This window comes from Mesorhizobium sp. M0296, assembly GCF_040321675.1.
In the GTDB taxonomy this organism is placed as follows: domain Bacteria; phylum Pseudomonadota; class Alphaproteobacteria; order Rhizobiales; family Rhizobiaceae; genus Mesorhizobium.
Window position 1 is genome coordinate 22,140 of record NZ_JAMYRZ010000012.1, and the last position, 24,268, is coordinate 46,407.

The window sequence follows — 24,268 nt, forward strand, 5'->3', positions numbered from 1 at the left end:
CAGCGCCCGGCAGGAACAACAACCAAATGCCGGCAGGCAGCAGCTCAAGCCAGCTTGGCCAGCAGCTTCATGAAAATGGCCGCTTCCTTGGCGGAAAGCGGCGCCAGCGTTTCCTGCGTAATCTCACGGGCAAGCGGAATCAGCTGCTCGATCGCGTCGCGCCCCTCGGCGGTCAGATTGACCAGCAGGCGCCGTTTGTCGATTTCGTGTTTGCTAAGTTCGACAAAGCCACGCGCTTTCAGCCGGTCGATGACGCCCTTCACGGTCGCCGCATCCATGGCGATCAGGCTGCCAAGCTGGTTCTGCGAGGTCTCGCCGACGTCGCGCAATTTGGCCAAAGCGGCAAATTGCGGCGGCGTCAGATCGGCGATGTGTGCGGCGAAGATCGAGACATGGCGCTGATGCGCCTTGCGCAGGATGAAGCCGACCTGCTCCTGCAAGCGATAGTCGTTTTCGTCAGGCTCCTCGGCCTCGACCAGCTTGAGCAGATTGTCCTCGGCGCTCACCGCAGCCCATCCCATGCCTTAATGTCCTTGGCCGCCAGCCCACCCATGCGGTCGTGCACGCGCGGGCCGCAGGTCATGGCTAGGCAAAACAGGATCTCGTCGGGACGGGGGCCATCGCTGATGCCGATTTCCATGGCATCGAAATGGCTGCGCACATAGGCGGCGTTGATGTGGCCGAGCGGCACATCGAGCCGCGCGCCGAAGCCGCCGACCTTCTTCGCCGAGGGCACGATCGCCTTGGCGTCGCCGAGCCGTTCGCGCATGGCATAGCCGCCCGGCACATGCCACAGCGCGCCATGCTCCAGCTCGCCCGCCATGCCGACGATGGCGCCCTTGCCGTAACCGTCGATCTGTTTGATGTCGCCGCCCAATGCGGCAATAAGCCTGTCGGAGAGCAGCAGCCCGAGCGGCTTCAAATCCTCCATGGCGCTCTGCAGTTCCTCGACGTAACGGCCGGCGAACGGGTTCTTGACCACAGCCATGGCCGCCGCGCGGCGCCGCGGCACCTTCGCCACCGGCCCGCCTTCGTGAAAAATCTCTTCGGTCAGCACGGCGATCTTGCGGATCGGAAACTCAGGCATGAGCAATTTCCCTCTCTAAAACTTTATTGGCGAGCGCCATCGGACCTGCGATGCGCGCCTGACCGCCGAGGAAAAGCGCCGCGGCGGCAATCAGGCCGCGCCGCCGAAACTCCTCGGCAACGGCAAATCCGCCTTCCAGCGCAATAGCGATTTCAGCGGCGGAAAGCAGCCCCACGCCCTGCGTCACCAAACGGTCGCCGAGGTCGCTGTCAGGTGCGAGATCACGCGCCCGTACGCGCCTAACGGCCGGATGACCGGGCAGGTCGACGGCGTTGGCGATCAAGGTCGCGGCGGCATCGGCTTCAGCACCCGTTCGCGCCAGCACCGTGACCGCGTCGGCGATGCCCAGCGAAAAGGAGCGGCCGCGCCAACCGCTTGTCGCGACACCGCGGATCCCGTCTTCGGGGCGGATCGTGAGACGATCTGCCAACCCATGACCTGTCCCGGCAATGGCAAGCGTCATCGACTGCCCGTGGCCGAGATAGATCGCGCTGTCGCCGCCATTGTTGACATAGGCGCGCTCGAGCGGGCGGCCGGCAAGCAGCGCGCCAAGCACTTCGTCGGCTACCGAGCCGGCGACGGCCGCCATCGGTGTGATGAATTGTTTCGCTAGCGGAACGACCGCCGCTTCCATGCGGCGCGCCGTCGGGCCAGCGAAAGCACGTGGCCGCGAGGCGGCCGGGCGCCGCAGTTCGGGCAACTCTTCGACCAGTTCGGGCAGGATTGTCTGGAAGCGCGCCACTGCCTGGCGATATGCGGCGCTGCATTCACTCGCCTCGCCGAATGCCTCGACGATCAGGTCGATCGGCCCATGATTGAGATGAAGCCTCCGGCCGTCCTCGAGCCAATGCGCCTGCGGGCCGTTCATCGCCCGGCCCCGTTTGCGACCGCGCGACGCAACTGCGCCAGCGGCGGCCAGGGATTGTCACGGGGTGCGGCCGTGCCGCGGCGCGGATTGAGATATTCGCCGCCCTTGGCCAGGATATCGTCGACGCTGCGGATTTCGCCTTCGTAGCCGCCAAGCCTGACATAATCGTCGTGGCGCATGGTGAACTCGATCGGCGCCACCAGCGCCGGGGTCGGCACATAGCCGAAGGCGCCTTCCGGCACGCGGGTGACGTCGACCATCAGCGTGATGCCGCCGCCCGGCCAGACATAGACCGGCGCGCCGCCGACCGTCACATAGGTCGTCAAGCCCTGCACCGAGCGGGTCAGATTGACCGGGTTCTCGGTGACGCCGGCGCGCAGCGAGCCGCCGGCGCCGCCGACGAAAAGCACGGTGCAGAGCGCCGGCTCGCAATTGTCCTCGATCAGTTCGACCGACTTCCGCAGCCGCTCCGGGAACGGTTTCTGGACCGGCTTCAGTTCGTCGTCGAGCTCGTAATAGGCGAATTGCTCACCGGTGGTCGAGACCATCAGCAGCGACATGCCGGGGCGCGCACCCTTTTTGGCGTTCCATTCACCAAGGATCGACAGCGGGTCGGAAATGCTGGTGCCGCCCCAGCCGAGGCCGGGCTCCGACACCTTGAAATAACGGCCCGGCGTCGAACGGCGGCCGATGATCTTGATGCCGGTATCCTGCCAGCCAAGCACCTTGCCGGCCTGATGCTCGGAGACGACGCCGGTGATGTGGTCATCGACCACCACCACCTCGTCGACAAGGCCGCGCCATTGGGTCGCGAACATGCCTATAGTAGCCGAACCGCAGCCGACGCGCATCCGCTGCTCGAGCTTGCCGTCGATGACCGGCGGCTTGCCGGCTTCGACGATGACGGTGGCGCCGCCGTCGATGACGAGTTCAACCGGTTTGCGGTTGCACAGGGCGAGCATGGCGTCGCAGGTGGCGCGCCCTTCAGCCTTCGAGCCGCCGGTCAAATGATGTACGCCGCCCAGCGACAGCATCTGCGAGCCGTATTCGCCGGTCGTGACATGGCCGATCGCCTCGCCTTGGGCACGGACCGTCGCCGTTTCGGGGCCGATATGACGGTCGGTGTCGATCTTCACCTTGACGCCGCAATAGGAGAAGATGCCCTCGGTGACGACGGTGACCAGATCGACGCCCTCGACCTCCTGGCTGACGATGAAGGGCGCCGGCTTGTAATCGGGATAGGTGGTGCCGGCGCCGATGGCGGTGACGAAGCGGCGGCCGGTGTTGACCAGTTCGCCGTCCCATGCCTCGCCTTCTTCGGCAAAGGGTACGATTGCGGCGCCGGTCTCGGCCGCGTGGTCGAGGATGGTCAGTGGATCCATCCGCACGATCCTGCCGCCAACATTGCCGTAGCGGTCGCAGGCGCCGGTGCGGCCATCGGCGATGTAGCACATGACCGGACAGGCATCGCAGCGGATCTTCTCGGCCACCAGCTTCTCGCCGGGATCATGCGTCTCGAAGCGTTCGGCAAGCTCGCTCATCGGCGCGCCTCCTTGTCGAGGATGGCGGCGCGGATGCGGGTCGGCGTCGCCGGAATTTTGGTGACCAGCACACCGGTGGCGTGGCGGATGGCGTTGAGGATCGCCGGCGCCGTCGGGATCAGCACATGCTCGCCCAAACCCTTGGCGCCGAAGGGTCCTTCCGGGTCCGGAACTTCTATCAGGATGGTCTCGATCGGTGGCACGTCGCCGATCGTCGGGATCAGATAATCGTGCAGGTTTTCGGTGCGGCCGGGGATGAATTCCTCCATCAGCGCCATGCCGATGCCCTGGGCGATGCCACCCTCGATCTGGCCCTCTGCCAGTAAAGGGTTGATGGCCTTGCCGACATCGTGAGCGGCGGTGATTTTTATAAGCTTCACGGTGCCGAGCCTGAGGTCGACCTCCAGTTCGGCGATCTGGGCGCCATAGCCATAGACGGCATAAGGCTTGCCCTGGCCCTTGGCATCGAGCGGCAGCGTCGGCGGGTCGTAGCTTTCCTCGGCGCGGAAGACAAAGCCTTCGGGGTCTGCCTTCAGCGAGGAAAGATCGACGCGGCGGGTCGCTTCGCCTTCCCTGATGCTCAGACTTGTGCCGTCCAGCGCAATCGCCGCCTTTTCCGAGACATTGGCGAAACGCAAGATCTTCTCGCGCAAGGCGCGGCCGGCCTTTTCGGCGGCCTTGCCGGTGACGAAAGTCTGGCGCGAGGCCGAGGTCTTGCCGGCGTCGGGGGTGATCGCCGTGTCAGCGCCTTTCAGCCGCAGCTTTTCGAGCGGAAGACCCAACGCATCGGCGCAGATCTGCGCGATGACGGTGTTCGAGCCTTGCCCGATATCGACCGCACCCTGATGCAGGACGACTTCGCCCGATGCCGAGATGCCGACCTTGATGCTCGACGGATTAGGCAGCGAGGTGTTGCCGCAGCCGTACCAGCAAGAAGCGATGCCGACGCCGCGTTTTTTGATGCTGCTGCGGGCGTTGAACGCTTCGGCATCGCGAACGGCACGCTGCCAATGTGAACGGAGGGCCTCCAGGCAGTCGGCGATGCCGACGCCCGACTCGAGCCGCTGCCCGGTAACTGTTTCGGACCCGTTCCGAAGGCAGTTCTTCAGGCGAAAGTCGAACCGATCTATGCCGAGCTTGTCGGCCAGCTCGTCATAGAGGGTCTCCTGCATGATCGTCGCCTGCGGCACGCCGAAACCCCGAAAGGCGCCGGCAATCGGGCCGTTGGTGTGGATGGCGCGGCCTTCGGCGCGATAGTTCGGCGTCGCATAAGGGCCGGAGGCGTGCACCGGCACGCGGTTGGCGACCGTCGGCCCCCAGCTGGCATAGGCGCCGGTATTGAAATCGCCGGCGAAGACCATGCCGGTGATGCGGCCGTCGGCATCGGCGCCGATGCTCGCTCTCATCAGAGCCGGATGGCGCTTGGTGGTCGAGATCATCGATTCGGTGCGGCTATAGGCGAGCGCCGCCGGCCGGCCGGTTTTCATGGCGACGAGGCCGATGAGCGGTTGCAGCGAGACGTCGAGCTTGGAGCCGAAGCCGCCGCCGGTGGCGGTCGGCACGATGCGCACCTTTTCCGGGGCAAGGCCGAGCACTTTTGCCGTGTCGTCACGGTCCATATAGGGCGCCTGCGTGCAGGCGACGACGACCAGCGTGTCGCCGTCCATGAAGGCATAGCCGGCTTCCGGTTCGATATAGGCATGCTCGACATAGGAGGTGTCGATGGCGCCGGAAACGACGAAAGCCGCACCGGCAAGCGCGGCTTCGGGGTCGCCACGCTCGACGAAGCCGGAGGTGAGCAGGTTCGAGGGCCGGTTTTCATGGACCAGTGGCGCACCGCCGGCCTGCGCTTCGCCAGTTTCCAGAAAATGCGGCAACTCGGTCCAACTGACAGGAAAATCGGCAAGGTCGAGATCGAGGATAGCCTCGCGTTCGCCGGCGACCAGCGCCACCGCCTCACCGCGAAAGCGCGAAACCCCTTCGGCCAGCGCCGGCTGGTCGGCGAAGGGCGCGATGACGCCGAAACAATTCTTTCCCGGAATGTCGGCGGCGGTGAAGACGCCGGCAATGCCGGAACGGGATTTCACCCAGCTGCCGAGATCGCCAAAAGTGAAAGCGGCATGATAATGCGGCGAGCGGACCACCAGCACCGACAATGCGTCGGCCGGGAATGAATCACCGCCGAATTTTTCGCCGCCAGTGACTTTCGGAAGGCCATCGAGGCGGATCGGGGAGGAGCCGACGGCATGGCCAGAGGATGGCATGCGCTGATCGAGGCCGTCGGCGTGGCGCCAAGCATCCATCACCGCGGCGACGATCTTGCGGTAGCCGGTACAGCGGCAGAGCACGCCGCCCAGCGCATCCTGCGTTTCGGCCTCGCTCGGGCAAGGCGTCCTGTCCAGGAGTGCCGTTGCGGCGACCAGCAGGCCGGGCGTGCAGGCGCCGCATTGCGCTGCGCCATGGCTGAGAAACGAGGCCTGCAGCCCCGACAGCCGGCCATTGGCGAGGCCTTCGACGGTCGTCACCACGGTGCCGGAGGCGGAAGCCGCGGGAATCAGGCAGGCGCAGACCGGCTCGCCGTCGACCAGCACCGTGCAGGCGCCGCAATCGCCGGCATCACAGCCGATCTTGGTGCCGGTCAGCCGCAACTCGTCGCGCAGCACCGCAGACAGCCGCCGCACCGGCGGCACACAAACGCTGACGGCGGCGCCGTTGACTTCGAAGGCTATGTCGGCGCGCTCCATGCCCATCAGGCCGCCGCCCTTTCGTCGGGAACAGCGCCCATCGCACCAAGCACGGCGCGGGCGACGATCTCGCGCGCAGCGTCCAGCCGATATTCGGCGCTGCCGCGCACGTCGCCGATCGGCGACAGCTCGTCCATTGGTGCGGATTGGATCGCAGTGGCCAGCGCTTGGCCGACGGGCCGGCCGCGCAGCGCCGCCTCGACACCCGCCAGGCGCCTGGCGACAACCGAGCAGGAACCGACGGCGACGGCCGCGTTCCTGACCATACCATCTTCGACGGCCAGGCGTGCGGCGGCCATGGCGATGGAGATGACGAGATAACGCCGCGCGCCGAGTTTCACGAAGGCGGAGCTGCCGGCGGTCGCGGGTTTGGGAATGCGGATTGCCGTGACCATTTCGCCGGGCTGCAGTGCGGTGCGACGGTTGCCGAGGATGAATTCTGCAAGGGGCAGATGCCGGGTCGCCACAGCGGAACGCAGTTCGACTTCGGCATCGAGCACCAGCAGCGCCGGCACGCCGTCGGCGGCCGGCGAGGCGTTGCAGAGATTGCCGGCAATCGAGGCAACGTTCTGGATCTGCACCGAGCCGACTTCCCGCGCCGCCTGCTTCAGCGCGTCGAAAGCCGCCGGCAGAGGATGGCGGACGAGATCGGTCCAGGTGGTGCGCGCGCCGACGAGCCAATGGTTTTCGGCTTCGGCAATGCCGCGCAATGCCACCAGGCCATTGATATCGAGGACATTGTCGCGGAAAGGCTTGCTGCCCTGTGCCGGATAGAAGTCGGTGCCGCCGGCGAGGATGCGCCATTGCCCTTCGCCCAGCAAAGCGAGGGCATCGTCGACCGTGGTGGGTTTTGCGTAACGGATCACGCTTTGCCTTCCCAGAATGGGCTTCCCGAGAGGGGATCCTGCCGAAAGATTTTCCCGAGCATTCAAGGCAGGAAATTCATTCGTATGCAAATGATATCAAGCCGGCAGGAATTGTCAAAGCCAGAGTTTGCACGGCTGTTGGCACCGGTGCACCCGGAACGCATTTGTTATGCCATGAGAGGTTGACGCAGCCGGCCATCTGGTCAAGTTTCTGCGTCCGGTCGCGTTTTCATTGGAGCCTAAGCTCAAGACCAAGAAAATAAGGAGGCTCCATGGCCGACGAAGCGCTTGTCGTTATCGACCTGCAGAACGATTTCTGCCCGGGTGGCGCCCTTGAAGTGGCCGGTGGCGACGAAATCGTGCCGTTGGTCAATGACCTAATCCGGCGGACCGAGCACGTCCTGCTGACGCAGGACTGGCACCCTGCCGGCCATTCGAGCTTTGCCTCCAGCCACCCCGGCAAGCACCCGTTCGAAACGATCGACGTGCCTTATGGCCACCAGACGCTGTGGCCGGATCACTGCATCCAGGGCAGCCTGGGATCGGATTTCCATTCGGGCCTCGCCTGGAGCAAGGCCGAGCTGGTGATCCGCAAGGGGTTCCGTCCTGCGATCGACAGCTATTCCGCATTCTTCGAGAACGACCGGACGACGCCGACCGGCCTTGCCGGCTATCTCCGGGATCGGAACATCGAGACGCTGACCCTGGTCGGCCTGGCGACGGATTTCTGCGTCGCCTTTTCGGCGCTCGACGCGGTCAAGCTCGGTTTTGAGACGTCCGTGCGGCTCGACGCCTGCCGCGGCATCGATCTCAACGGCTCCGTGGAGAGGATGCTGGGCCGGATGCGCCATGCCGGCGTGACACTGATTTGAACGTCATCCAGCCGAACCTGACAGACTTTTGAGGGGCTTCATGCGGTTTGCGGCGTTGACGGCAAGTGCTGCACTTATTGCAGCAATCTTTTCTCCGGGAGCGGTTCTCGCGGCCGAAGCGCACGAATTGCCGGGCGCCGCCATGTCGCTTTGGTGGGTGCTGCCGTTTGCCGGGCTATTGCTTTGCATCGCGACCGGCCCGCTGCTGTTCCATCATGCTTGGGAGCACCATTACGGCAAGATCGCTGCCTTCTGGGCAGCGTTGGTGATCGGGCCGCTGGCCATCGCCTTCGGCATCCCGTCCGCCACGCAGGCGGTGCTGCATGCGCTGCTCACCGAATACATGTCGTTCATCATCCTGCTGTTTGCGCTGTTCACCATTTCGGGCGGTATCTTCGTTGCCGGCAACATACACGGCACGCCGCTGGTCAATGCCGGGCTGTTGCTGGGAGGGGCGCTGCTTGCCTCGATCATTGGCACAACCGGCGCCTCGATGATCCTGATCCGGCCGCTCATCCGCGCCAACGACAACCGGCGCTTCAACGCCCATGTCGTCATCTTTTTCATCTTCCTGGTGTCCAACATCGGCGGGTCGCTAACGCCCCTGGGCGATCCGCCGCTGTTCGTCGGCTTTCTGCGCGGCGTCGATTTCTTCTGGACGACAGTTCACCTGCTGCCCGAGACGCTGTTCGTCGCCGGCGTGGTGCTGGCTGTTTTCCTGGCGATCGACATCATCATGCATCGCCGGGAGGAAGGCGCGCCGAAGATCAAGGATCCGACGCCCGACAGCAAGGTGCGCATTCGCGGCCTGGCCAACATCCCGCTGCTGGCCGGCGTAATCGCCGCGATCCTGATTTCCGCTGCCTGGAAGCCGGGAGTGAGTTTCTCTTTTCAGGGCGTCAGCCTCGAGCTGCAGAATCTGGTGCGCGACGCCGCCATCCTGATACTGGCCTTCACCTCGCTTGTCGTCTCGCCGAAGGAGTTTCGCGGCGCAAACGCCTTCAGCTGGGGGCCGATTGCCGAGGTGGCGAAGCTGTTCGCCAGCATCTTCATCTGCATCGTGCCGGTCGTCGCCATATTGCGGGCCGGCCTCGACGGCGCGCTGGCGCCGTTGGTGCTGCTGGTCAGCTCGCCGACCGGCGCGCCGGACAACCTTGCCTATTTCTGGCTGACCGGAGCGCTGTCGTCCTTCCTCGACAATGCGCCGACCTATCTGGTGTTCTTCGAGCTGGCTGGCGGCGATGCGCAGCATCTGATGACCGAGTTCGCCTCGACGCTGGCGGCGATCTCGGCCGGCGCGGTGTTCATGGGCGCCAACACCTATGTCGGCAATGCGCCGAATTTCATGGTCTATGCCATTGCCAGGCATCGCGGCATCAAGATGCCGAGCTTCTTTGGCTATATGGCGTGGTCGGGCGCGGTGCTGATCCCGACATTCCTGCTTGCCGGCTTGCTGTTCTTTGCCTGATCATCCGACGCCGACATAGCGACGGACCGTGGAGGGATCGGAACGCAGTTCCTCGACGCCGACCGTCTCGCGGTCGCGGCCGTTTTCGATGAAACAAACGCGGTCTGCTACCGACAGCACGGCATCGACGCGCTGCTCGACAAGAATTGTCGACACGCCAAGCGCGCGCAGCTTCGACACCGTTTCGCGGATCTTGGCGATCATCGACGGCATCAGCCCTTCGGTCGGCTCGTCGAGCAGGAGCACCTGCGGTTCCAGACACAGGGCGCGGGCCATGGCCAGCATCTGCTGCTCGCCGCCGGACAGCGTGCCGGAACGCTGCCTGAGGCGCTGGCGCAACAGCGGGAAGAGATCGAGCACGTTCTCGCGCGTCGCCTTGCCCTTGTTGCGGGCCATCAGGCCGATCTCGATGTTTTCCGCCACCGTCATCTCGGCGAACAGCCGCCGGCCCTGCGGCACGTAGGCGACGCCGGCCTTGGGCACCTCGTGCGCCGGCAAGCCGCTCAATTCCCGCCCTTCGAGCCGGATCGAGCCTGAGCTTACCGGCACCAGGCCCATGATTGCCTTCAGCGTCGTCGTCTTGCCGGCGCCGTTGCGGCCGAACAGGCAGAGCACTTCGCCCTCGTTCAAGACAAGATCGAGGCCATAGAGCACCTGGACCTCGCCATAGAAGCAGTCGACCCCGGAGATCGTCAGTGCCTTGGACTGGGCCTCAGCCATGGGTCGTCCCCAGATAGGCGTCCTGCACCGCGGCATTGGCGCGGATCTGCTCGGGCGTGCCTTCAGCCAAGATCCTGCCGGTGTTGAAGACGGTGATGCGGTCGGCGAGCCGCATGACCACCGGCATGTTGTGCTCGATCAAAAGCACGGTGGCGCTATCGGCGATCTCGCGCACCAGCTCGATGAAATTATCGATCTCGCTGTCGGCAAGCCCTTGCGTCGGTTCGTCGAGGATCAGCAGCCGCGGCTTCAGTGCCAGCCCCATAGCCACTTCCAGCAACCGTTGGTGACCGTAGGACAGCTGCCCGGCCGGCATGTCGGCGCGGTCGGCAAGGCCGGTACGCTCGAGCGCGGCCATGACGCCGGTGTGCACAGCACCCTTCGAGCGGCCGTCGGTCAGCGTGCGCTGCACCGGCAGGGCAACATTGTCGTAGGCGCTGAGATTGGCAAAGACGCTGGTGATCTGGAACGTATAGGCGATGCCGAGGCGAACCCTGGCGTAGGCAGGCAGGCTGGTGATATCGGCGCCGTCAAAGATGATCGTGCCCGACGAGGGCTGGATGCGGCCGCTGACCAGGCTGACGAAGGTGGTCTTGCCGGCGCCGTTGGGGCCGATGATGGCGCGAATCTCGCCCGGTATCAGCGCGAAGTCGACGCCGTCGACGGCACGCAAGCCGCCGAAACTGCGCGACAGGCCTTTGGTGGTGAGCAGCGGCATCATGGCAACCACCCGAGCCAGCGCTGGCGGATGCTGCCGAGAATGCCTCTCGGGAAGAACAGCACCAGCAGGATGAGCGCTATGCCGACGATCAGCAGATAGGCCGAGGTGTAGCCGCTGGCGACGTCGATGACATAATACATGAACAGCGTGCCGATCAGCGGACCGAGCGTGGTGGCGGCGCCGCCTAGCAGCACCCAGAGCAGCGGCAGGATGGAATATTGCACCGAAGCGAAGCTCGAGCCGACATAGCCGAACAGCAGCGCATAGGCGGCGCCGGAAGCCGCGCAGATGCTGCCTGAGATGACGACGGCGGCGAGCTTGCTGGAGAACGTGTCATAGCCGAGCATCTTGGTCCGCTCCTCGTTCTCGCGGATGGCGACCAGCACGCGACCGTAGCCGGAGCGGACTATCGCCAGGCTTATGAGCAGCACGATCGAGAACAGTGCCAGCGCGCTCATATAGCGCACGGTCGGGTTGGTGAGGTCGAGCGACGTGCTGCCCAGGACAAGGACACGCATCGGCTGCGGCACGACCATGCCCTGGTCGCCACCGGTCCAGGCAGCGAAATAGAGGATGACCAGATAGAATACCTGCGCGAACATCATGGTGACGATCATGAAGGCGACGCCGGAGGTGCGCAGCGCCAGCAGCCCGATCACCAGCGCGAGAAGCGCGCCGCAGGCAAGCCCGGCTGCGAAGGCGGCCGGCACGCTCCAGCCGAGATGGATGACGGCAAGGCCGGCGCCATAGAGCCCGGCTGAAAAGAACATGGCATGGCCGAGGCTGAGCAGCCCGACATAGCCGAACAGCAGATTGTAGCCCATGGCGAAGACCGCCAGCACCATGATGCGGGCGAGCAGGCCGTGATGGTATTCCGGCAGGACGAAGCTAAGCCCGAAAAGCAGGGCGATGACGCCGAGGTGCAGCGCATATGGCTTTGCCGGCGAAGCATCCTTCATCGCGATGTCGTCCCGAACAGGCCTTGCGGCCGGAACACCAGCACCATGGCGACGAGCAAGGTGGCGATGATCTTGGCCAGCGTCGGTGAGAAGAACACCGAGATGATGCCGTCGGAAAGGCCGATCAGCACCGCGGCGACGACCGTGCCGCGCAGCGAGCCGAGGCCGCCGATGATGACGACGATGAACGACAGCAACAGCGGGTCCTGCCCCATCAGATAGTGAGCCTGGCTGATCGGCACGATCAGCACCGCGGCGACAGCAGCCAGCATGGCGCCGAGCGCGAAAACACCGGCATAGACTCTGGTCACCGGGATGCCGAAGGCCTGCGCCGTCTCGCTGTCATATTGCGTGGCGCGCATGACGAGGCCGATTTTCGTGCGCGTCAGCACCAGCCAGGTCGCGACCAGCAGCAGCGCCGACGCGGCGATGATCGACAGCTTGTACCCGGAATAACCGAACCACGGCAGGAGGATGCGGTAGCTGAACGGCGGCTCCACCGGCCGCGCCTCCGGGCCGTAGAAGGTCAGCGCCAGTTGCTGGATGATGTAGAGCATGCCGATGGTGGCGACGATGGTGGCTTCCGGATTGTAGTTGAGCCGGCGCAGCACCAGCCGTTCGGCGAGCAGCGCGATCAGGCCGACGATCAGCGGCGCCAGCACCAGGGCGGCCAGGAAGCCGAGCGCCGGATGGCCGGATACCGCCGTTGAGATCGCCCAGGCAAGCACCGCGCCAAGCATGAAGAACTCGCCATGCGCGACATTGACGACGCGCATGACGCCGAACACCAGCGACAGGCCAAGCGCCGTCAGCGCCAGCACGGCGGAGGTGACGAGACCTTCGAGAGCGGCGAGGAGCAGGTGAGGTCCGAAGTGCATCGGCTAAGCACCGGCGGATGCGCGAGGCACCCCCCTCTGGCCTGCCCTCTTTGCCAAAACTTGGCATCTCCCCCTCGAGGCGAGAGATTGGCTGTCATCACCGCTTTCGCCAATCGTCGAGGTCGGAAAGCGGCCGCCTTCGCAGGCACTGCCAATCTCCTCCCTTGAGGGGGAGATGTCCGGCAGGACAGAGGGGGGTGGGCCGAAGCGCACTGTGCTTAATGAAACCAAGCTCACAGCGTCTGCGTCGTGTAATCCCCCTCAGGCTCGTAGAGGCCGTCCTCGATCTTGGTCTTGTGGACGACATTCAGCCGGCCGCCTTCGACCTTGGAGATGTTCTGGATACCAAAGCACTGGTGGATCTTGCCGTTGAACGTTTTCGGTCCCTGCGGATGCTCCGGCCCCTCGGCGAACTCGGTCAACGCCTCGGTCGCCTCGACCAGCTTGGCGCGGTCTTCCGGCCCCTTGTAGCCGGCATCCTCCATCGCCTTCTTGACGACGTAGAGCGTTTCCCAGCAGCCGAACATATGCGCGGCGGTGGAGACGTCCTTGGGGTCGCCGACAGCAGCACCGTTGTCGTCGATGCCGACGGCGGCGCGGTAGGCCTTCTGTGCGGGGGAATCATCGGGCTGCGCGTAGCGCGGCGAACCTTCCCAGAAATGGCTGCCGTCGAGGAATTCGAGGCCGGGGCTGTTGATGTCGGTAGCTTCGAGCGAATCGATGAAGCCGAACAATTGTGGCCGATTGGAGCCATAGAACTCGCCGAGCTCCTTGACGAAGGTGAGCACCGCCGGGCCGACCATGACGTGGTAGATCACCTCGGTCTCTGCGGGGATCTGCGGGAAATATTTGGTGAAGGAGGATTCCGTCGGGGGGATGGCGATCTGGGCGATAACCTCGGCGCCTTGCGCCTTCAGGGCCGGCGGAAGGTAGTCGCGATGGTCGTAGCCGAAGGCGAAATCGGGGAAGATCTGCGTCACCTTCTTGCCGGCATTGGCGGCAATCCACGGCGCCATCGACTGAATCTGGCTCTTCACATCGGTGATGCCGGGCTGGAAGACGTAGCGGTTCAACTTGGTCGAGGCGACGTGGTGGCCTTCGCTGACAACGAAATAGGGCATCTTGGCCTCGCCGGCGGCCGGCGCCGAGCCGATGACGACATGCGAAAACAGCGTGCCGTAGACGATATCGGTCTTGTGCTGGGAGGCGAACTTGCCGACGACTTCGGCGCCCCGGCCGGGATCGGTGCCGTCATCCTCGATGATCACCTCGACCGGCCGGCCGTTGATGCCGCCGGCTTCGTTGATCGCCTTGACCGCGGCGGCAGTGGTCCTCTCGTACCAGCGGCCGTAGGCGGCGCCGATGCCGGTGCGGTGCGACTGGAAGCCGATCTTGATCGGCGCCGAGCTCTGCGCCTGGCTGTAACGCACGAAACCCGGCGCGACGGCAAGACCGGCGCCGACGGCAAGGCCCTTCAGCGCCGTGCGGCGGGTGAGAGCGTATCTGGAGAGATCGAAAAACCCATTCTTGTCAGTCACGGCAGTTCCCCTTGTTTTTGAGCTTTGACCAATGGCTGTAGCAGGCAGGCCACTCTTGTTAAGAGGGGCGAAAATTGCATGTGTACAAACTAAATCACCAAAGCTCTGACGTGGCAAGCGAGCTTTCCCCAAGGTTCGATTGACGGGCATCGCACACCTCGTTCATCCGGCGCTCGGCGTCGCAAGCAGCCATAGGCCGAGGACGGTGTAGGCGATCATCAGCACGGTGAGCGGGAACTGGCTGAGCGCGGCGCGAGCCGGAAGGGCGTGCAGCCTCCAGGCCAAGCCATGGGCGACAAGCACCGCAAGCATGTGGCCGGCTATGATGACGCCAGCCTGGAGGTTCCACAGCCACCACGCCGAACCGGCACCGGCGACGACGCCGGCTTCAATTGACATGTCGGCGGTACCGAACAGGTTCCAGCCCAGCGCAAACGGGTCGGAGAGAGCGGCAATCGCATATTGGCCGTCGACCAGCAGCGCCGTCAGATAATGCGCGAAGTGGTAGGCGAGCGCGATCGGTACGATCGACCAGACCAAAAGCCCGGCGGCGTGACCGAGCGAATGCTTGCTGCCGGCAAGGTTCTGGCCAAGAAAGACGGCGAGCGCGAACACGGCCGCAAGCACGGCAAAGGCCAGCACAAGGCCGAAGCTGCCGATGCCGATCAAAGCGGTGCGTCCCGGAAATTCCAGCGGATTGATGCCGAACCAGCCTAGCCAGAAGAAGGTTTTCGACAGGCCGTCGAAGGACACCGACGACAGCGCAAGCAGCAGGAAAGCGACGCCGCTGAGCGGTAGCGGCGCGGCAGCGAGCAGCTTGGCGCCCGGCCAGCAGAGTTTTAGCCGGCCGTCTGCACTACGTTCGACGATGGCGAAGCGCGCCACCATGGAAAAGAACACGGTCAGGAACTCACCGCGCAGGGTCCAGTCGCGGTAGCCGAAGACCTGCATGGCGGCGAAGCTCAGCAGCCAGTAGAGGCCGGCGGCCCAGGCCAGCCGCGCCGGATCGTCGGGCGCAGGGTCGATCAGCTCGAACCAGGCGAAGGCGAAGAACAGCAGGAAAGCCGGCCAATAGCCGAGCCGTTGGGGGAGCAGATACGGCTGCGTTCTACCGGACAGGCGCGAGACGACGCGGCACGGCCCGTACCAGGGATTGAGCCATGACCAGAGATCGCCGCCGAGCCCTTGCAGCAGGGCCAGCCCAACCCAGAGCAATGTCCATACGGTCAACGGCAGCGGATTGGAGAGCGGATCGCGGCTGCCGAACAGGCCGGCGGCAGTGAGGATTGCAAAGCCGGCAAAGGATACCAGGCTGACGGCAGTCCGCGCGCCGTCAGCGAAGGCGAAAAGCGGCAGGCGTTTGCGCCAGCAGCGGTCGAGGGAGTCCGGCGGCAGTAGAGCCAGGACAAGGAAGCTGGCGGCAACCGCGAGCGCGCCACCGACGACGTAGTAGCCGGTGGGAAGCAGCAGCACGTGGCCGCGGTCGGAGGCGTGGGCGAAGGCGGGCGTGGATGGGAATGCCAAGGAAGCGACGAGGCCGGGAAAGGGCCTGATTGCCGAAATGCAGCGCTCTACAGCGCCCCCCTCTGTCCTGCCGGACATCTCAAGCGGGGAGATCGGCGGTTCCGCGGTCGGCTCTCCTTCTGCAACTTCAGCAATTGGCGAAAGCAGCAATGAGGGCGCAATCTCCCCCCTCGCGGGGGAGATGTCCGGCAGGACAGAGGGGGGCGCGAAGGAACTCATACTACGCAAGAGTTCCCCTACTTCACACCTTCACCAACTGCTCCACGCGGTCCTTCTGGCCGAAGATGCGCAAATAGCGCGAGATCTCTTTCTCGTCGCCTGTCGACTTGGCCGGATTGTCGGAAAGCTTGACCGCCGGCCTGCCGTTGGCTTCGGTGACCTTGCAGACCAGCGAGATGGCGTCTAGCCGGTTGGTCTCGGTCGGCGCGCAGCCCTCGAAATCGTTGGTCAGGTTGGTGCCCCAGCCGAAGGACATGCGCACCTTGCCGCGGAAGTGGCGGTAGGTTTCCTCGATGGTCTCGACCTCCAGCCCATCCGAGAAGATGAGCAGCTTCTGCTTGGGGTCCTTGCCCTTTTCGCGCCACCAGGAAATGATTTTCTCGCCGCCTTCGATCGGCGGCGCGCTGTCGGGGCGGAAGCCGGTCCAGTCGGCGACCCAGTCCGGGGCATCGCGCAGGAACGCCGCGGTGCCGAAGGTGTCCGGCAGTACGATCAGCAGGTTGCCGCCGTAGTAGCGCTGCCAGTCCTGCAGCACGTTGTAGGGCGACTGTTTCAATTCCTTTTCCGAATTGGTGAGCGCGGCGAACACCATCGGCAGTTCATGCGCATTGGTGCCGAGCGCCTCGAGATCATTGTCCATGGCGAGCAGCACGTTGGAGGTGCCAGTGAAGGCCTCGCCGATGCCCTCCTTCAACGCTTCGACGCACCAGCGCTGCCACAGGAAAGAATGACGGCGGCGGGTGCCGAAATCCGAGATGCGGATGCCGGGCAGCGCCTTCAGCCGCTCGGTCTTGGCCCACATCTTGGCCTTGGCGCGGGCATAGAGCACGTCGAGCGCGAACGGCCCGAACGCCCGCATGGCCGCGCGAGATCGAAGTTCATTGATAATTGCCAGCGCCGGGATCTCCCACAGCGTCGTGTACATCCACGGACCGCTGAAGGCGAGTTCGTATTGGCCGTCGCGCTTGGAAAGCTCGTATTCGGGCAGCCGGAAATTTTCCAGCCAGGCGAGGAATTCCGGTTCGAATATCTGCTTGCGGCCATAGAAGGTGTTGCCGCCGAGCCAGATCATCTCTTTCTTAGAGAAGCGCAAGGTGCGGGCATGGTCGAGCTGCTCGCGCAGCTCCGTCTCATCGATCTCCTCGGCAAGGCGGACCGACGTGGTGCGGTTGATCAGCGAGAAGGTGGCGTCGACCTTGGGATACATGCCCCAGATCATCTGCAGCATCAGAAGCTTGTAGAAATCGGTGTCGAGCAAGCTGCGGACGATCGGGTCGAGCTTCCAGGTGTGATTGTAGACGCGCCGCGCTATATCGGTCTTTGCCATCGCTTAATGCGCCTTCGTTGCTCGCTCTAGCTTTTGTCTAGCGCAATTCCGGACGGAAAACCGCTGCGCACTTTTCCTGGAATTGCTCCAAATGCCTCTTAGCATCGAATTTTTGAACGCGCCTCCCGCTTTGCGGGCTGGCCCGACAAAAAGAAGCCCCTGCTGCAAGCGGCGCCTACGGCAGTTTCCGCCTCAGGATGCGGTCTTGGCGCCGACCACCTTGAGCGCCGGACGCTTGCGGCGAATGCCGATGCGGCCTGCCACCGGTGCGTCAGCGCGGCGGTCGGCCTGTTCTTTCTCGGCAAACAGCCAGTCGATGAACAATTGCACGATCGGCGCCGACCGCATCTCGTTGCGGCAGACGACGTAGAAATCGTCGACGGCCGGCACGGAAAGACTGAACGGGGCGACAAGCAGGCCCCTGGCGAGCAGTCCGCTTGCCGTCACCGTATCGCCGAGCGCCACGCCATGGCCGTGAACCGCGGCCTCGGTCGCCATCCGCGCATCGCCGAGATGATGGCGACGGCCGCGCTCGAGGTCCAGCGCGTCGGCGGCGGCCAGCCAGGTATGCCATTCGCGGCCGTCGTCGCCATGCAGGAAGACGTGATCGGCGAGGTCGCGGACGGTGCGGATCGGGCGGTTGTTGATCAGCGTCGGGCTGACCACCGGGAACAGTTCGAGGCCCGACCATTTGCGCATCCAGCAGTCGGTCCAGCTGCCGTCACCATAGTGCACGCAGACATCGATGTGCGGTGCGCGGACGTCCTTGGCATCATTGGATGGGATCAGCGTCAGCCTGATATCCGGATATTGCGAGGTGAAGCTGCCCAGCCGCGGGATCATCCACAGCAACAGTAGCGCCGGCACGCAGGATACAGAGAGAACGCCGGTGCTGGCCGGTCTCGTCATGCGCTGCGTGGCGGCGGCAATGCCGTCGAAGGCGGTCGACACCGCCGGCAGCAACTCGGCGCCGTGCGGCGTCAGCTTCACCCGCTGACCGGCACGCTCGAACAGCTTGACACCCAACGATTGCTCGAGCGCCTTGATCTGATGGCTGATGGCGCCGTGGGTGACGTTGAGCTCAGCCGCCGCCTTGCTCAGCGAGGCGTGGCGCGCCGTCGCCTCGAAGGCGCGCAGCGGGTTGAGCGGTGGCAAACGCTTGGCCATTTGGACCCTAGGCTCTGTGAGATTTTCTCACAGATAACACGCTAACAATATCAATTGATTTTTCAATGCAGCTACGGGACACTTTGCCCAGGCATTGCATCAAGACGTGAAATCTGCAGGCAGCCGGCGGCTGCGGCTATCGAGGCCGCCGCCCGCGCGCCGCACCAGCCATGGAGGACCGACATGGGTTACGACCGCGGCAAGCTCGAAGCGTTGCGCCGCAAATACGGCGAGAGCCATGGCGGCGAAATGTTCGACCCGAAATTCCAGCGTGTCGCCGACAAGATCTTCTCCAAGACCGGCACGCGACTGGCGCCCTATTCCGGCATCCCGACCTTCCTCGCGGCGCCCTATCGTGAAATCGCCGCCGACAATCCGGATTTCGGCGATCTGCAGGTGGCGATGATCGGTGTGCCGATGGATCTGGGCGTCACCAACCGGCCGGGCGCCCGTTTCGGGCCAAGGGCGTTGCGCGCCATCGAGCGCATCGGCCCCTACAATCATGTGCTGGAATGCGCACCGACGCATGAGCTGAAGGTCGCCGACATCGGCGACGTGCCGTTCCAGAGCCGCTACCGGCTGGAGACCAGCCATGACGACATCGAACGCCGCACCAACCAGATCGTCGACGCCGGCGTCCTGCCCTTGTCTGTCGGCGGCGACCATTCGATCAGCCACCCGATCCTGAAGGCGGTCGGCAAGAAGGCGCCGGTGGGCATGATCCATATCGACGCTCATTGCGATACCAGCGGCCTGTTCGACATGACCAAGTTCCACCATGGCGGGCCGTTCCGCAACGCGGTGCTGGACGGCGTGCTCGACCCGAGCCGCACCATCCAGATCGGCATTCGCGGCTCGGCCGAATATCTGTGGGAGTTCACCTATGAGTCCGGCATGACCGTCGTGCATGCCGAAGAGGTGACCGGCCTCGGCATTCCCGCCATTATCGAGAAGGCGCGCAGGATAGTCGGCGACGGCCCGACCTATGTCTCCTTCGACATTGACAGCATCGATCCGGCCTTCGCGCCGGGCACCGGCACACCGGAAGTCGGCGGACTGACGACGCGCGAAGTGCTCGAGCTGCTGCGCGGCCTGAAGGGACTCAACATCGTCGGCGGCGACGTCGTCGAGGTGGCACCGCAGTACGACGCGACCACCAACACGGCGCACGCCGGCGCGCAGGTGCTGTTCGAGATCCTCAGCCTGATGGTCTTCAGCCCGGCAATCACCGGCAAGGCGGGCTGACACGCTCGACCATGATCCGGAAAGTGGGAACCGGTTTTCGGAGAAGATCATGGTCCAGAAGGCGGCCGCCGCGCTGGAGCCGGCGGCCGGACTCAAACAAACAAGCTTCCAGCAGGGGAATGACAATGACGCTTCACATGAAGACACTTCACATCAAGCTAAAATCAACCTTCGCCGCCATGCTGATGTTCGGCGCGGCCAGTTTCGGTTTCACCCAGGCCGCCAATGCCGACGCGATCGACGACATCACCAAGGCAGGCGCGATCAATGTCGGTATCTTTTCCGACTTCCCGCCCTTCTCCTCGGCCAGCGCCGACATGAGCATCAAGGGCTACGACATCGACGTGGCGCAGTTCATCGCCGACCAGCTCAAGGTCAAGCTCAATCTGGTCAGCGTGACCGGCCAGAACCGCATCCCGTACCTTACCGACAAGCGCGTCGACCTGCTGATGAGCGTCGGCTATTCCAAGGAGCGTGAGCAGGTGATCGATTTCGCCGCCGCCTACGCGCCCTATTACATCGCCGTCATCGGCCCGGCAGCTCTTGCGGTCAAAGGCAAGGAAGACCTCGCCGACAAGTCGATCGCCGTCAATCGCGGCACGCTGGAGGATACCTCGCTGACCGAGGCGGCACCGGCCTCGGCCGACATCCGTCGCTTCGACAACTATAATTCCGTCATCCAGGCCTTCATTTCGGGCCAGACCCAGCTGATGGTGGTCGGCAACGATGTCGGCGCCCAGGTGCTTGCCCGCCAGGAGGAACTGAAGCCGGAGCAGAAATTCCAGCTTCTCACCTCGCCCTCGCATATCGGCCTCAACAAGAAGGAAGACCGCCTGAAGCAGGCGGTCAATGACGCGGTTGCCAAGATGCTGGCCGACGGCAAGCTGGACGAAAGCTCGAAAGCCTGGCTGAAGACGCCGCTCGATCCCGCCAATCTCAAGGATTGATGGCCGGTGAGCTATAGCCTCGACTTCGGCTGGCTTGCCGGGGCGACAGGGGCGATCGCGCGCGGCGCGGCCACGACGATCCTGTTGATCGCCGTGACCACGCTGGCGGGAACGTTGCTCAGCATCCTCGGCGCCGCAGGGCGGCGGAACGGTCCGCTCCTGCTCAAGCGGGCGATCGGCGTCTATGTCGAGGTGATCCGCAACACGCCGTTCCTGGTGCAGCTATTCTTCATCTTCTTCGGGCTGCCCAGCATCGGCGTCAGGCTCGATCCGGTGCTGGCAGCCATGCTGGCGATGACGCTCAACATGGCCGCCTATACGATCGAGATCGTTGGCGCCGGGCTCGACGCGGTGCCGCCCGGGCAGACGGAAGCGGCACTGGCGCTTGGGCTCAGGCCGCGCCAGGTCTTCATCAAGATCGTGCTGCCGCAGGCGCTCAAGGTGATCTATCCGGCGCTGACCAGCCAGATCGTCATCATGATGCTGGAATCCGCCGTGGTATCGCAGATCGCCGTTCGCGAGCTGACCTATGAAGCCGATATGCTGCAGGCGCGCACGTTCCGGGCTTTCGAGACCTATTTCATCGTGACGATGGTCTATCTCATCCTGTCGATTGGGCTGCGCCGGCTGCTGGTCGGCGGCGGGCGCCGGCTTCTCGGAGCCGGCGTGTCATGATCGAATTCACCTTCTGGGACATTCTGCGCAACCTGCTGCTGGCGGCGCGCTGGACGGTGCTCTTGTCGCTGGCCGCCTTTGTCGGCGGGGCCGTGGTCGGCATGATCGTGCTGTTCTTCCGGATCGCCAAGAATAAATGGGCGCGCCGGTTTGCCTCCGGCTACATCGCGCTTTTCCAGGGCACGCCGCTGCTGATGCAGCTCTTCCTGATGTTCTTCGGCTTGCCGATGCTGGGCCTGCGCATCGAGCCGTGGACCGCGGCGGTGCTTGGCCTGACCTTCTTTGCCAGCGCCTATCTCGCCGAGATCTGGCGCGGCGGCGTCGATGCACTGCCGCGCGGCCAGTGGGACGCCGGCGCCAGCCTCGGCCTGCACTATCTGCAGGAACTCCGGCTGATCATCTTACCTCAGGCGTTTTCGATCACCCGCGCACCGACCGTCGGCTTTCTGGTGCAGCTGATCAAGTCGACCGCGCTGACGTCGATCATCGGTTTCGAGGAGCTGGTGAGGACATCCAACGCGATCAACAATGCGACCTTCGAACCATTCAAAGTCTATGGGCTGGTAGCGCTGATCTTCTTCGTCATGTGCTTTCCGCTGACGCAATACGCACGTTCGCTCGAGCAGCGGGCGGCGGCCCGCTGAGCGGGCGACCAGCAATTCAACGCCCGAATACCAGCGGCGGCGCGATCCTGTCACGCCGCAGCCAGCGCACCAGCAGGAGTGCCGCAACCACCGCCAGTCCCGACGACAGGCCGATCCAGATGCCGACGCCGTTGAAGCTGAAACGAAAGGCTAGCAGCACGCCGAGCGGCAGCCCGACGCCCCAATAGCCGATCGCGGCATAGATCATCGGCACCTTGGTGTCGTGCAGGCCGCGCAGCATGCCGCTGGCGACCGCCTGCGCACCGTCAAAAACCTGGAACAGCGCGGCAAAGGCGAGGAACGACACGGCAAGCGCCACCACCTCGGCATTAGCCGGATTGCCCAGATCGATGAAGGCGCCGATCAAGAGATGCGGCCACAGGATCATCACTAGCCCCATCAGCGCCATGAAGGAGACACCGACGACATAGGCGGTCCAGCCAGCCCGGCTGACACCTTCCGGATTGCCGGCGCCGTGGGCAAGTCCGACGCGCACCGTCACCGCCTGGTTGAGGCCGAGCGGCACCATGAAGGTGATCGAGGCGATCTGGATGGCGATCGCATGGGCGGCAAGCGAAGCCGCATCGATCAGGCCCATGAGAAAGGCCGCCGCGTTGAAGATCGTCACCTCGAACGCCAGCAGGCCCGCGATCGGCAGGCCGAGCCGCAGCAGGCCCTTGAAGCGCGGCCAATCGGCGCGCCAGAAGCGTCCGAACAGGCGATAGCGCCGGAATTTCTTCTCAAGCATCACCACCGCCGCCATGCCGGCGAACATCAACGTGCTGGACAGAGTGGTGGCGAGGCCGGAGCCGGCGATGCCCATCGATTGGATGCCGAGATTGCCGAACATGAACAGCCAGTTGAAGAAGGCGTTGCAGGCGACGGCAACGAAGACGATGATCAGCGCCCAGCCCGGCCGCTCCAGCGCCGAAATGAACGAGCGCAGGACGATGTAGCCGAAAAAGGGCAGCACCGCCCATTCGAGCCAGCGCAGATAGATGCCGGCCTGGTGCGCCAGCGCCGGTTCCTGACCCATGGCCAGCAACACGCTCTCGCCGTGCCAGAGAAGGGCCCATATCGGAATGCAAATGAGGATCGCCAGCCACAGACCCTGGCGCACGGTGCGGCGCAGGTCGCGCACCGAGTGCCGGCGACGGCCGAGCTCGGTCGCCATCATCGGCGAGGTCGCAAGCATCAGGCCGAGCCCGAAGATGAGCGGCATGAAGTAGAGGTTGGCACCAAGCGCACCGCTGGCCAGCGTGTCCGCCCCCAGCCGCCCCATCATCATGACGTCGGTAGCGGTCATCGCGGTCTGGCCGAGATTGGTCAGCACCATCGGCCAGGCGAGCGCCAGCATCGCCCTGATTTCCCGACGCCAAAGGTTTTCCGGCGCGCGAGCGTCGGCTTCGATCGCAGACATTCTAGTTTTCCGCCTATCCGATTGCGGCACGTCAGCAAGAGCCGGAAGCCGCGTCTCAGCGCGGAAAATGGCCAAGATCGGCCGGATTCCGCATTACGACGGGTTTGTCTATCAAATGGGCACCGGTGGCAAGAGGCTGACTTGCGGAAGGGTTAAGCCAGTCGGTTCAATGCAGGCTATTGGAGAGGCTATTGGAGAGGCTATGGAAGCCACTATGGTCGCGGCAGATCCATTTGAAAGGCCGCCTGATGAGCGCGTTTCCCGAAATCTATCTGGTTCGGCATGGCGAGACGGAATGGAGTGCGTCCGGAAAACATACCGGCCGAACCGACATACCGCTGACGCCGGCCGGCGAGGAAGCGGCAAGGCGGATCGCTGAGCGGCTCAAGGGCCTGTCCGTCTCGGCGGTGTGGTCGAGCCCGTCGCAGCGCGCCTTCAACACCTGTGCGCTGGCCGGCTTCGGCTCGTCAGGCGTGAAGAAAGACGATCTGGCGGAGTGGGATTATGGTGCCTATGAGGGATTGACCACCAAGCAAATCCTCGCCGAGCGCCCCGGCTGGCGTCTCTTTCGCGACGGCTGCCCGAGCGGCGAGTCCGCCACGGATGTCGGCTCGAGGGCGGACCGGATCGTCAGCCAGTTGCGCGAGGTCGGCAGCAATGTCCTGGTCTTCTCAAGCTCGCATTTCCTTAGGGTGCTGGCCGCACGCTGGCTCGGCCTGCCGCCGCAAGCCGGCGCGTTTTTCGTGCTGGATACCGCCAGCATAAGCGTGCTCGGTTATGAGCACGACCTTGACGAGCCGGTCATCCGGCGCTGGAACCAGAGATAGCAACCGACCCC

The 24,268-nt window shown here is 64.3% G+C and carries 22 protein-coding genes; 7 read left to right on the forward strand and 15 right to left on the reverse strand.

What is annotated here, in order from left to right; all coding sequences use genetic code 11:
* Positions 1–44: 44 nt before the first annotated feature.
* Genes NKI97_RS13880 through NKI97_RS13905 form a run of 6 tightly spaced genes read right to left on the reverse strand, consistent with a single transcriptional unit; the run spans position 45 to position 7,106 of the window.
* Entirely contained in the window at positions 45–506 is a 462-nt protein-coding gene (locus NKI97_RS13880) for a MarR family winged helix-turn-helix transcriptional regulator (RefSeq protein WP_352449630.1), read from the reverse strand.
* On the reverse strand, positions 503–1,087 hold the full coding sequence (locus NKI97_RS13885) for an amino acid synthesis family protein (RefSeq protein ID WP_352834682.1): 585 nt from the start codon (positions 1,085–1,087) through the stop codon (positions 503–505). The genes NKI97_RS13880 and NKI97_RS13885 overlap by 4 nt, the downstream gene beginning before the upstream one ends.
* A complete protein-coding gene (locus NKI97_RS13890; RefSeq protein ID WP_352834685.1) occupies positions 1,080–1,955 on the reverse strand; it encodes a UPF0280 family protein in 876 nt (291 codons plus the stop codon). Before NKI97_RS13890 ends, NKI97_RS13885 begins: the two co-directional genes overlap by 8 nt.
* On the reverse strand, positions 1,952–3,496 hold the full coding sequence (locus NKI97_RS13895; protein WP_352449457.1) for a 6-hydroxynicotinate reductase: 1,545 nt from the start codon (positions 3,494–3,496) through the stop codon (positions 1,952–1,954). Before NKI97_RS13895 ends, NKI97_RS13890 begins: the two co-directional genes overlap by 4 nt.
* Complete coding sequence (locus tag NKI97_RS13900; protein WP_352449458.1) at positions 3,493–6,246, reverse strand: molybdopterin-dependent oxidoreductase; 2,754 nt, start codon at positions 6,244–6,246, stop codon at positions 3,493–3,495. The genes NKI97_RS13895 and NKI97_RS13900 overlap by 4 nt, the downstream gene beginning before the upstream one ends.
* Positions 6,246–7,106 (reverse strand): FAD binding domain-containing protein, encoded by an 861-nt coding sequence (locus tag NKI97_RS13905; protein WP_352834688.1) that lies wholly within the window; start codon positions 7,104–7,106, stop codon positions 6,246–6,248. Before NKI97_RS13905 ends, NKI97_RS13900 begins: the two co-directional genes overlap by 1 nt.
* 272 nt (positions 7,107–7,378) lie before the next feature.
* On the opposite strand from NKI97_RS13905, the gene pncA reads away from it, so the two are divergent.
* Together pncA and NKI97_RS13915 are read left to right on the forward strand one after the other, a co-directional pair.
* Positions 7,379–7,978: a bifunctional nicotinamidase/pyrazinamidase gene (gene pncA, locus NKI97_RS13910; protein WP_352449460.1), complete on the forward strand. Its 600-nt coding sequence runs from the start codon at positions 7,379–7,381 to the stop codon at positions 7,976–7,978.
* Positions 7,979–8,018: 40 nt separating this feature from the next.
* The gene (locus NKI97_RS13915; RefSeq protein ID WP_352449461.1) at positions 8,019–9,446 is read left to right on the forward strand and encodes a sodium:proton antiporter; all 1,428 of its coding nucleotides are present in this window, start codon (positions 8,019–8,021) and stop codon (positions 9,444–9,446) included.
* On the opposite strand, the gene NKI97_RS13920 is transcribed toward NKI97_RS13915, so the two are convergent.
* The 8 genes from NKI97_RS13920 to gcvA form a co-directional block, all read right to left on the reverse strand.
* The gene (locus tag NKI97_RS13920; protein ID WP_352449462.1) at positions 9,447–10,166 is read right to left on the reverse strand and encodes an ABC transporter ATP-binding protein; all 720 of its coding nucleotides are present in this window, start codon (positions 10,164–10,166) and stop codon (positions 9,447–9,449) included.
* Positions 10,159–10,887, reverse strand: coding sequence for an ABC transporter ATP-binding protein (locus NKI97_RS13925; protein WP_352449464.1), 729 nt, complete (start codon positions 10,885–10,887; stop codon positions 10,159–10,161). Before NKI97_RS13925 ends, NKI97_RS13920 begins: the two co-directional genes overlap by 8 nt.
* Positions 10,884–11,846 carry a branched-chain amino acid ABC transporter permease gene (locus tag NKI97_RS13930; RefSeq protein ID WP_352449465.1) on the reverse strand — a complete coding sequence of 321 codons (963 nt, stop codon included), beginning with the start codon at positions 11,844–11,846 and terminating at the stop codon, positions 10,884–10,886. Before NKI97_RS13930 ends, NKI97_RS13925 begins: the two co-directional genes overlap by 4 nt.
* Positions 11,843–12,724 carry a branched-chain amino acid ABC transporter permease gene (locus NKI97_RS13935; RefSeq protein WP_352449466.1) on the reverse strand — a complete coding sequence of 294 codons (882 nt, stop codon included), beginning with the start codon at positions 12,722–12,724 and terminating at the stop codon, positions 11,843–11,845. The genes NKI97_RS13930 and NKI97_RS13935 overlap by 4 nt, the downstream gene beginning before the upstream one ends.
* 233 nt (positions 12,725–12,957) lie before the next feature.
* On the reverse strand, positions 12,958–14,262 hold the full coding sequence (locus tag NKI97_RS13940; RefSeq protein ID WP_352449467.1) for an ABC transporter substrate-binding protein: 1,305 nt from the start codon (positions 14,260–14,262) through the stop codon (positions 12,958–12,960).
* A gap of 162 nt (positions 14,263–14,424) precedes the next feature.
* Complete coding sequence (locus tag NKI97_RS13945) at positions 14,425–15,864, reverse strand: hypothetical protein (protein WP_352834693.1); 1,440 nt, start codon at positions 15,862–15,864, stop codon at positions 14,425–14,427.
* Between the two features lie 163 nt (positions 15,865–16,027).
* Positions 16,028–17,332, reverse strand: a complete 1,305-nt coding sequence (gene pncB / locus NKI97_RS13950) for a nicotinate phosphoribosyltransferase (protein WP_352449469.1) — start codon at positions 17,330–17,332, stop codon at positions 16,028–16,030.
* A gap of 192 nt (positions 17,333–17,524) precedes the next feature.
* Positions 17,525–18,499 (reverse strand): transcriptional regulator GcvA, encoded by a 975-nt coding sequence (gene gcvA, locus NKI97_RS13955; RefSeq protein WP_023676980.1) that lies wholly within the window; start codon positions 18,497–18,499, stop codon positions 17,525–17,527.
* A 183-nt stretch (positions 18,500–18,682) separates the two neighbouring features.
* Here gcvA and speB point away from each other — a divergent pair, with 183 nt between their 5' ends.
* The 4 genes from speB to NKI97_RS13975 all read left to right on the forward strand — a co-directional run bounded on the left by speB (position 18,683) and on the right by NKI97_RS13975 (position 22,010).
* The gene (gene speB / locus NKI97_RS13960; RefSeq protein WP_352449470.1) at positions 18,683–19,744 is read left to right on the forward strand and encodes an agmatinase; all 1,062 of its coding nucleotides are present in this window, start codon (positions 18,683–18,685) and stop codon (positions 19,742–19,744) included.
* Positions 19,745–19,869: 125 nt separating this feature from the next.
* The gene (locus NKI97_RS13965) at positions 19,870–20,691 is read left to right on the forward strand and encodes a transporter substrate-binding domain-containing protein (protein WP_352449471.1); all 822 of its coding nucleotides are present in this window, start codon (positions 19,870–19,872) and stop codon (positions 20,689–20,691) included.
* Between the two features lie 6 nt (positions 20,692–20,697).
* Positions 20,698–21,366, forward strand: coding sequence for an amino acid ABC transporter permease (locus NKI97_RS13970; protein WP_352449472.1), 669 nt, complete (start codon positions 20,698–20,700; stop codon positions 21,364–21,366).
* Entirely contained in the window at positions 21,363–22,010 is a 648-nt protein-coding gene (locus NKI97_RS13975; RefSeq protein ID WP_023722520.1) for an amino acid ABC transporter permease, read from the forward strand. The genes NKI97_RS13970 and NKI97_RS13975 overlap by 4 nt, the downstream gene beginning before the upstream one ends.
* A 16-nt stretch (positions 22,011–22,026) precedes the next feature.
* Here NKI97_RS13975 and NKI97_RS13980 read toward each other — a convergent pair whose 3' ends face one another.
* A complete protein-coding gene (locus NKI97_RS13980; protein ID WP_352449473.1) occupies positions 22,027–23,430 on the reverse strand; it encodes an MATE family efflux transporter in 1,404 nt (467 codons plus the stop codon).
* Positions 23,431–23,675: 245 nt separating this feature from the next.
* Here NKI97_RS13980 and NKI97_RS13985 point away from each other — a divergent pair, with 245 nt between their 5' ends.
* Entirely contained in the window at positions 23,676–24,257 is a 582-nt protein-coding gene (locus NKI97_RS13985) for a histidine phosphatase family protein (RefSeq protein WP_352449631.1), read from the forward strand.
* Positions 24,258–24,268: the final 11 nt, after the last annotated feature.

Bases quoted from the DNA above. Each gene is read 5' to 3' on its own strand.
- NKI97_RS13915 (WP_352449461.1), top strand. From the start codon at position 8,019: ATGCGGTTTGCGGCGTTGACGGCAAGTGCTGCACTTATTGCAGCAATC.
- speB (WP_352449470.1), top strand. From the start codon at position 18,683: ATGGGTTACGACCGCGGCAAGCTCGAAGCGTTGCGCCGCAAATACGGC.
- NKI97_RS13935 (WP_352449466.1), bottom strand. From the start codon at position 12,724: ATGCACTTCGGACCTCACCTGCTCCTCGCCGCTCTCGAAGGTCTCGTC.
- NKI97_RS13895 (WP_352449457.1), bottom strand. From the start codon at position 3,496: ATGAGCGAGCTTGCCGAACGCTTCGAGACGCATGATCCCGGCGAGAAG.
- gcvA (WP_023676980.1), bottom strand. From the start codon at position 18,499: ATGGCCAAGCGTTTGCCACCGCTCAACCCGCTGCGCGCCTTCGAGGCG.
- NKI97_RS13890 (WP_352834685.1), bottom strand. From the start codon at position 1,955: ATGAACGGCCCGCAGGCGCATTGGCTCGAGGACGGCCGGAGGCTTCAT.
- NKI97_RS13900 (WP_352449458.1), bottom strand. From the start codon at position 6,246: ATGGGCATGGAGCGCGCCGACATAGCCTTCGAAGTCAACGGCGCCGCC.
- NKI97_RS13945 (WP_352834693.1), bottom strand. From the start codon at position 15,864: ATGTCCGGCAGGACAGAGGGGGGCGCTGTAGAGCGCTGCATTTCGGCA.
- NKI97_RS13885 (WP_352834682.1), bottom strand. From the start codon at position 1,087: ATGCCTGAGTTTCCGATCCGCAAGATCGCCGTGCTGACCGAAGAGATT.
- NKI97_RS13925 (WP_352449464.1), bottom strand. From the start codon at position 10,887: ATGATGCCGCTGCTCACCACCAAAGGCCTGTCGCGCAGTTTCGGCGGC.
- NKI97_RS13975 (WP_023722520.1), top strand. From the start codon at position 21,363: ATGATCGAATTCACCTTCTGGGACATTCTGCGCAACCTGCTGCTGGCG.
- pncB (WP_352449469.1), bottom strand. From the start codon at position 17,332: ATGGCAAAGACCGATATAGCGCGGCGCGTCTACAATCACACCTGGAAG.
- NKI97_RS13930 (WP_352449465.1), bottom strand. From the start codon at position 11,846: ATGAAGGATGCTTCGCCGGCAAAGCCATATGCGCTGCACCTCGGCGTC.
- NKI97_RS13920 (WP_352449462.1), bottom strand. From the start codon at position 10,166: ATGGCTGAGGCCCAGTCCAAGGCACTGACGATCTCCGGGGTCGACTGC.
- pncA (WP_352449460.1), top strand. From the start codon at position 7,379: ATGGCCGACGAAGCGCTTGTCGTTATCGACCTGCAGAACGATTTCTGC.
- NKI97_RS13980 (WP_352449473.1), bottom strand. From the start codon at position 23,430: ATGTCTGCGATCGAAGCCGACGCTCGCGCGCCGGAAAACCTTTGGCGT.
- NKI97_RS13965 (WP_352449471.1), top strand. From the start codon at position 19,870: ATGACGCTTCACATGAAGACACTTCACATCAAGCTAAAATCAACCTTC.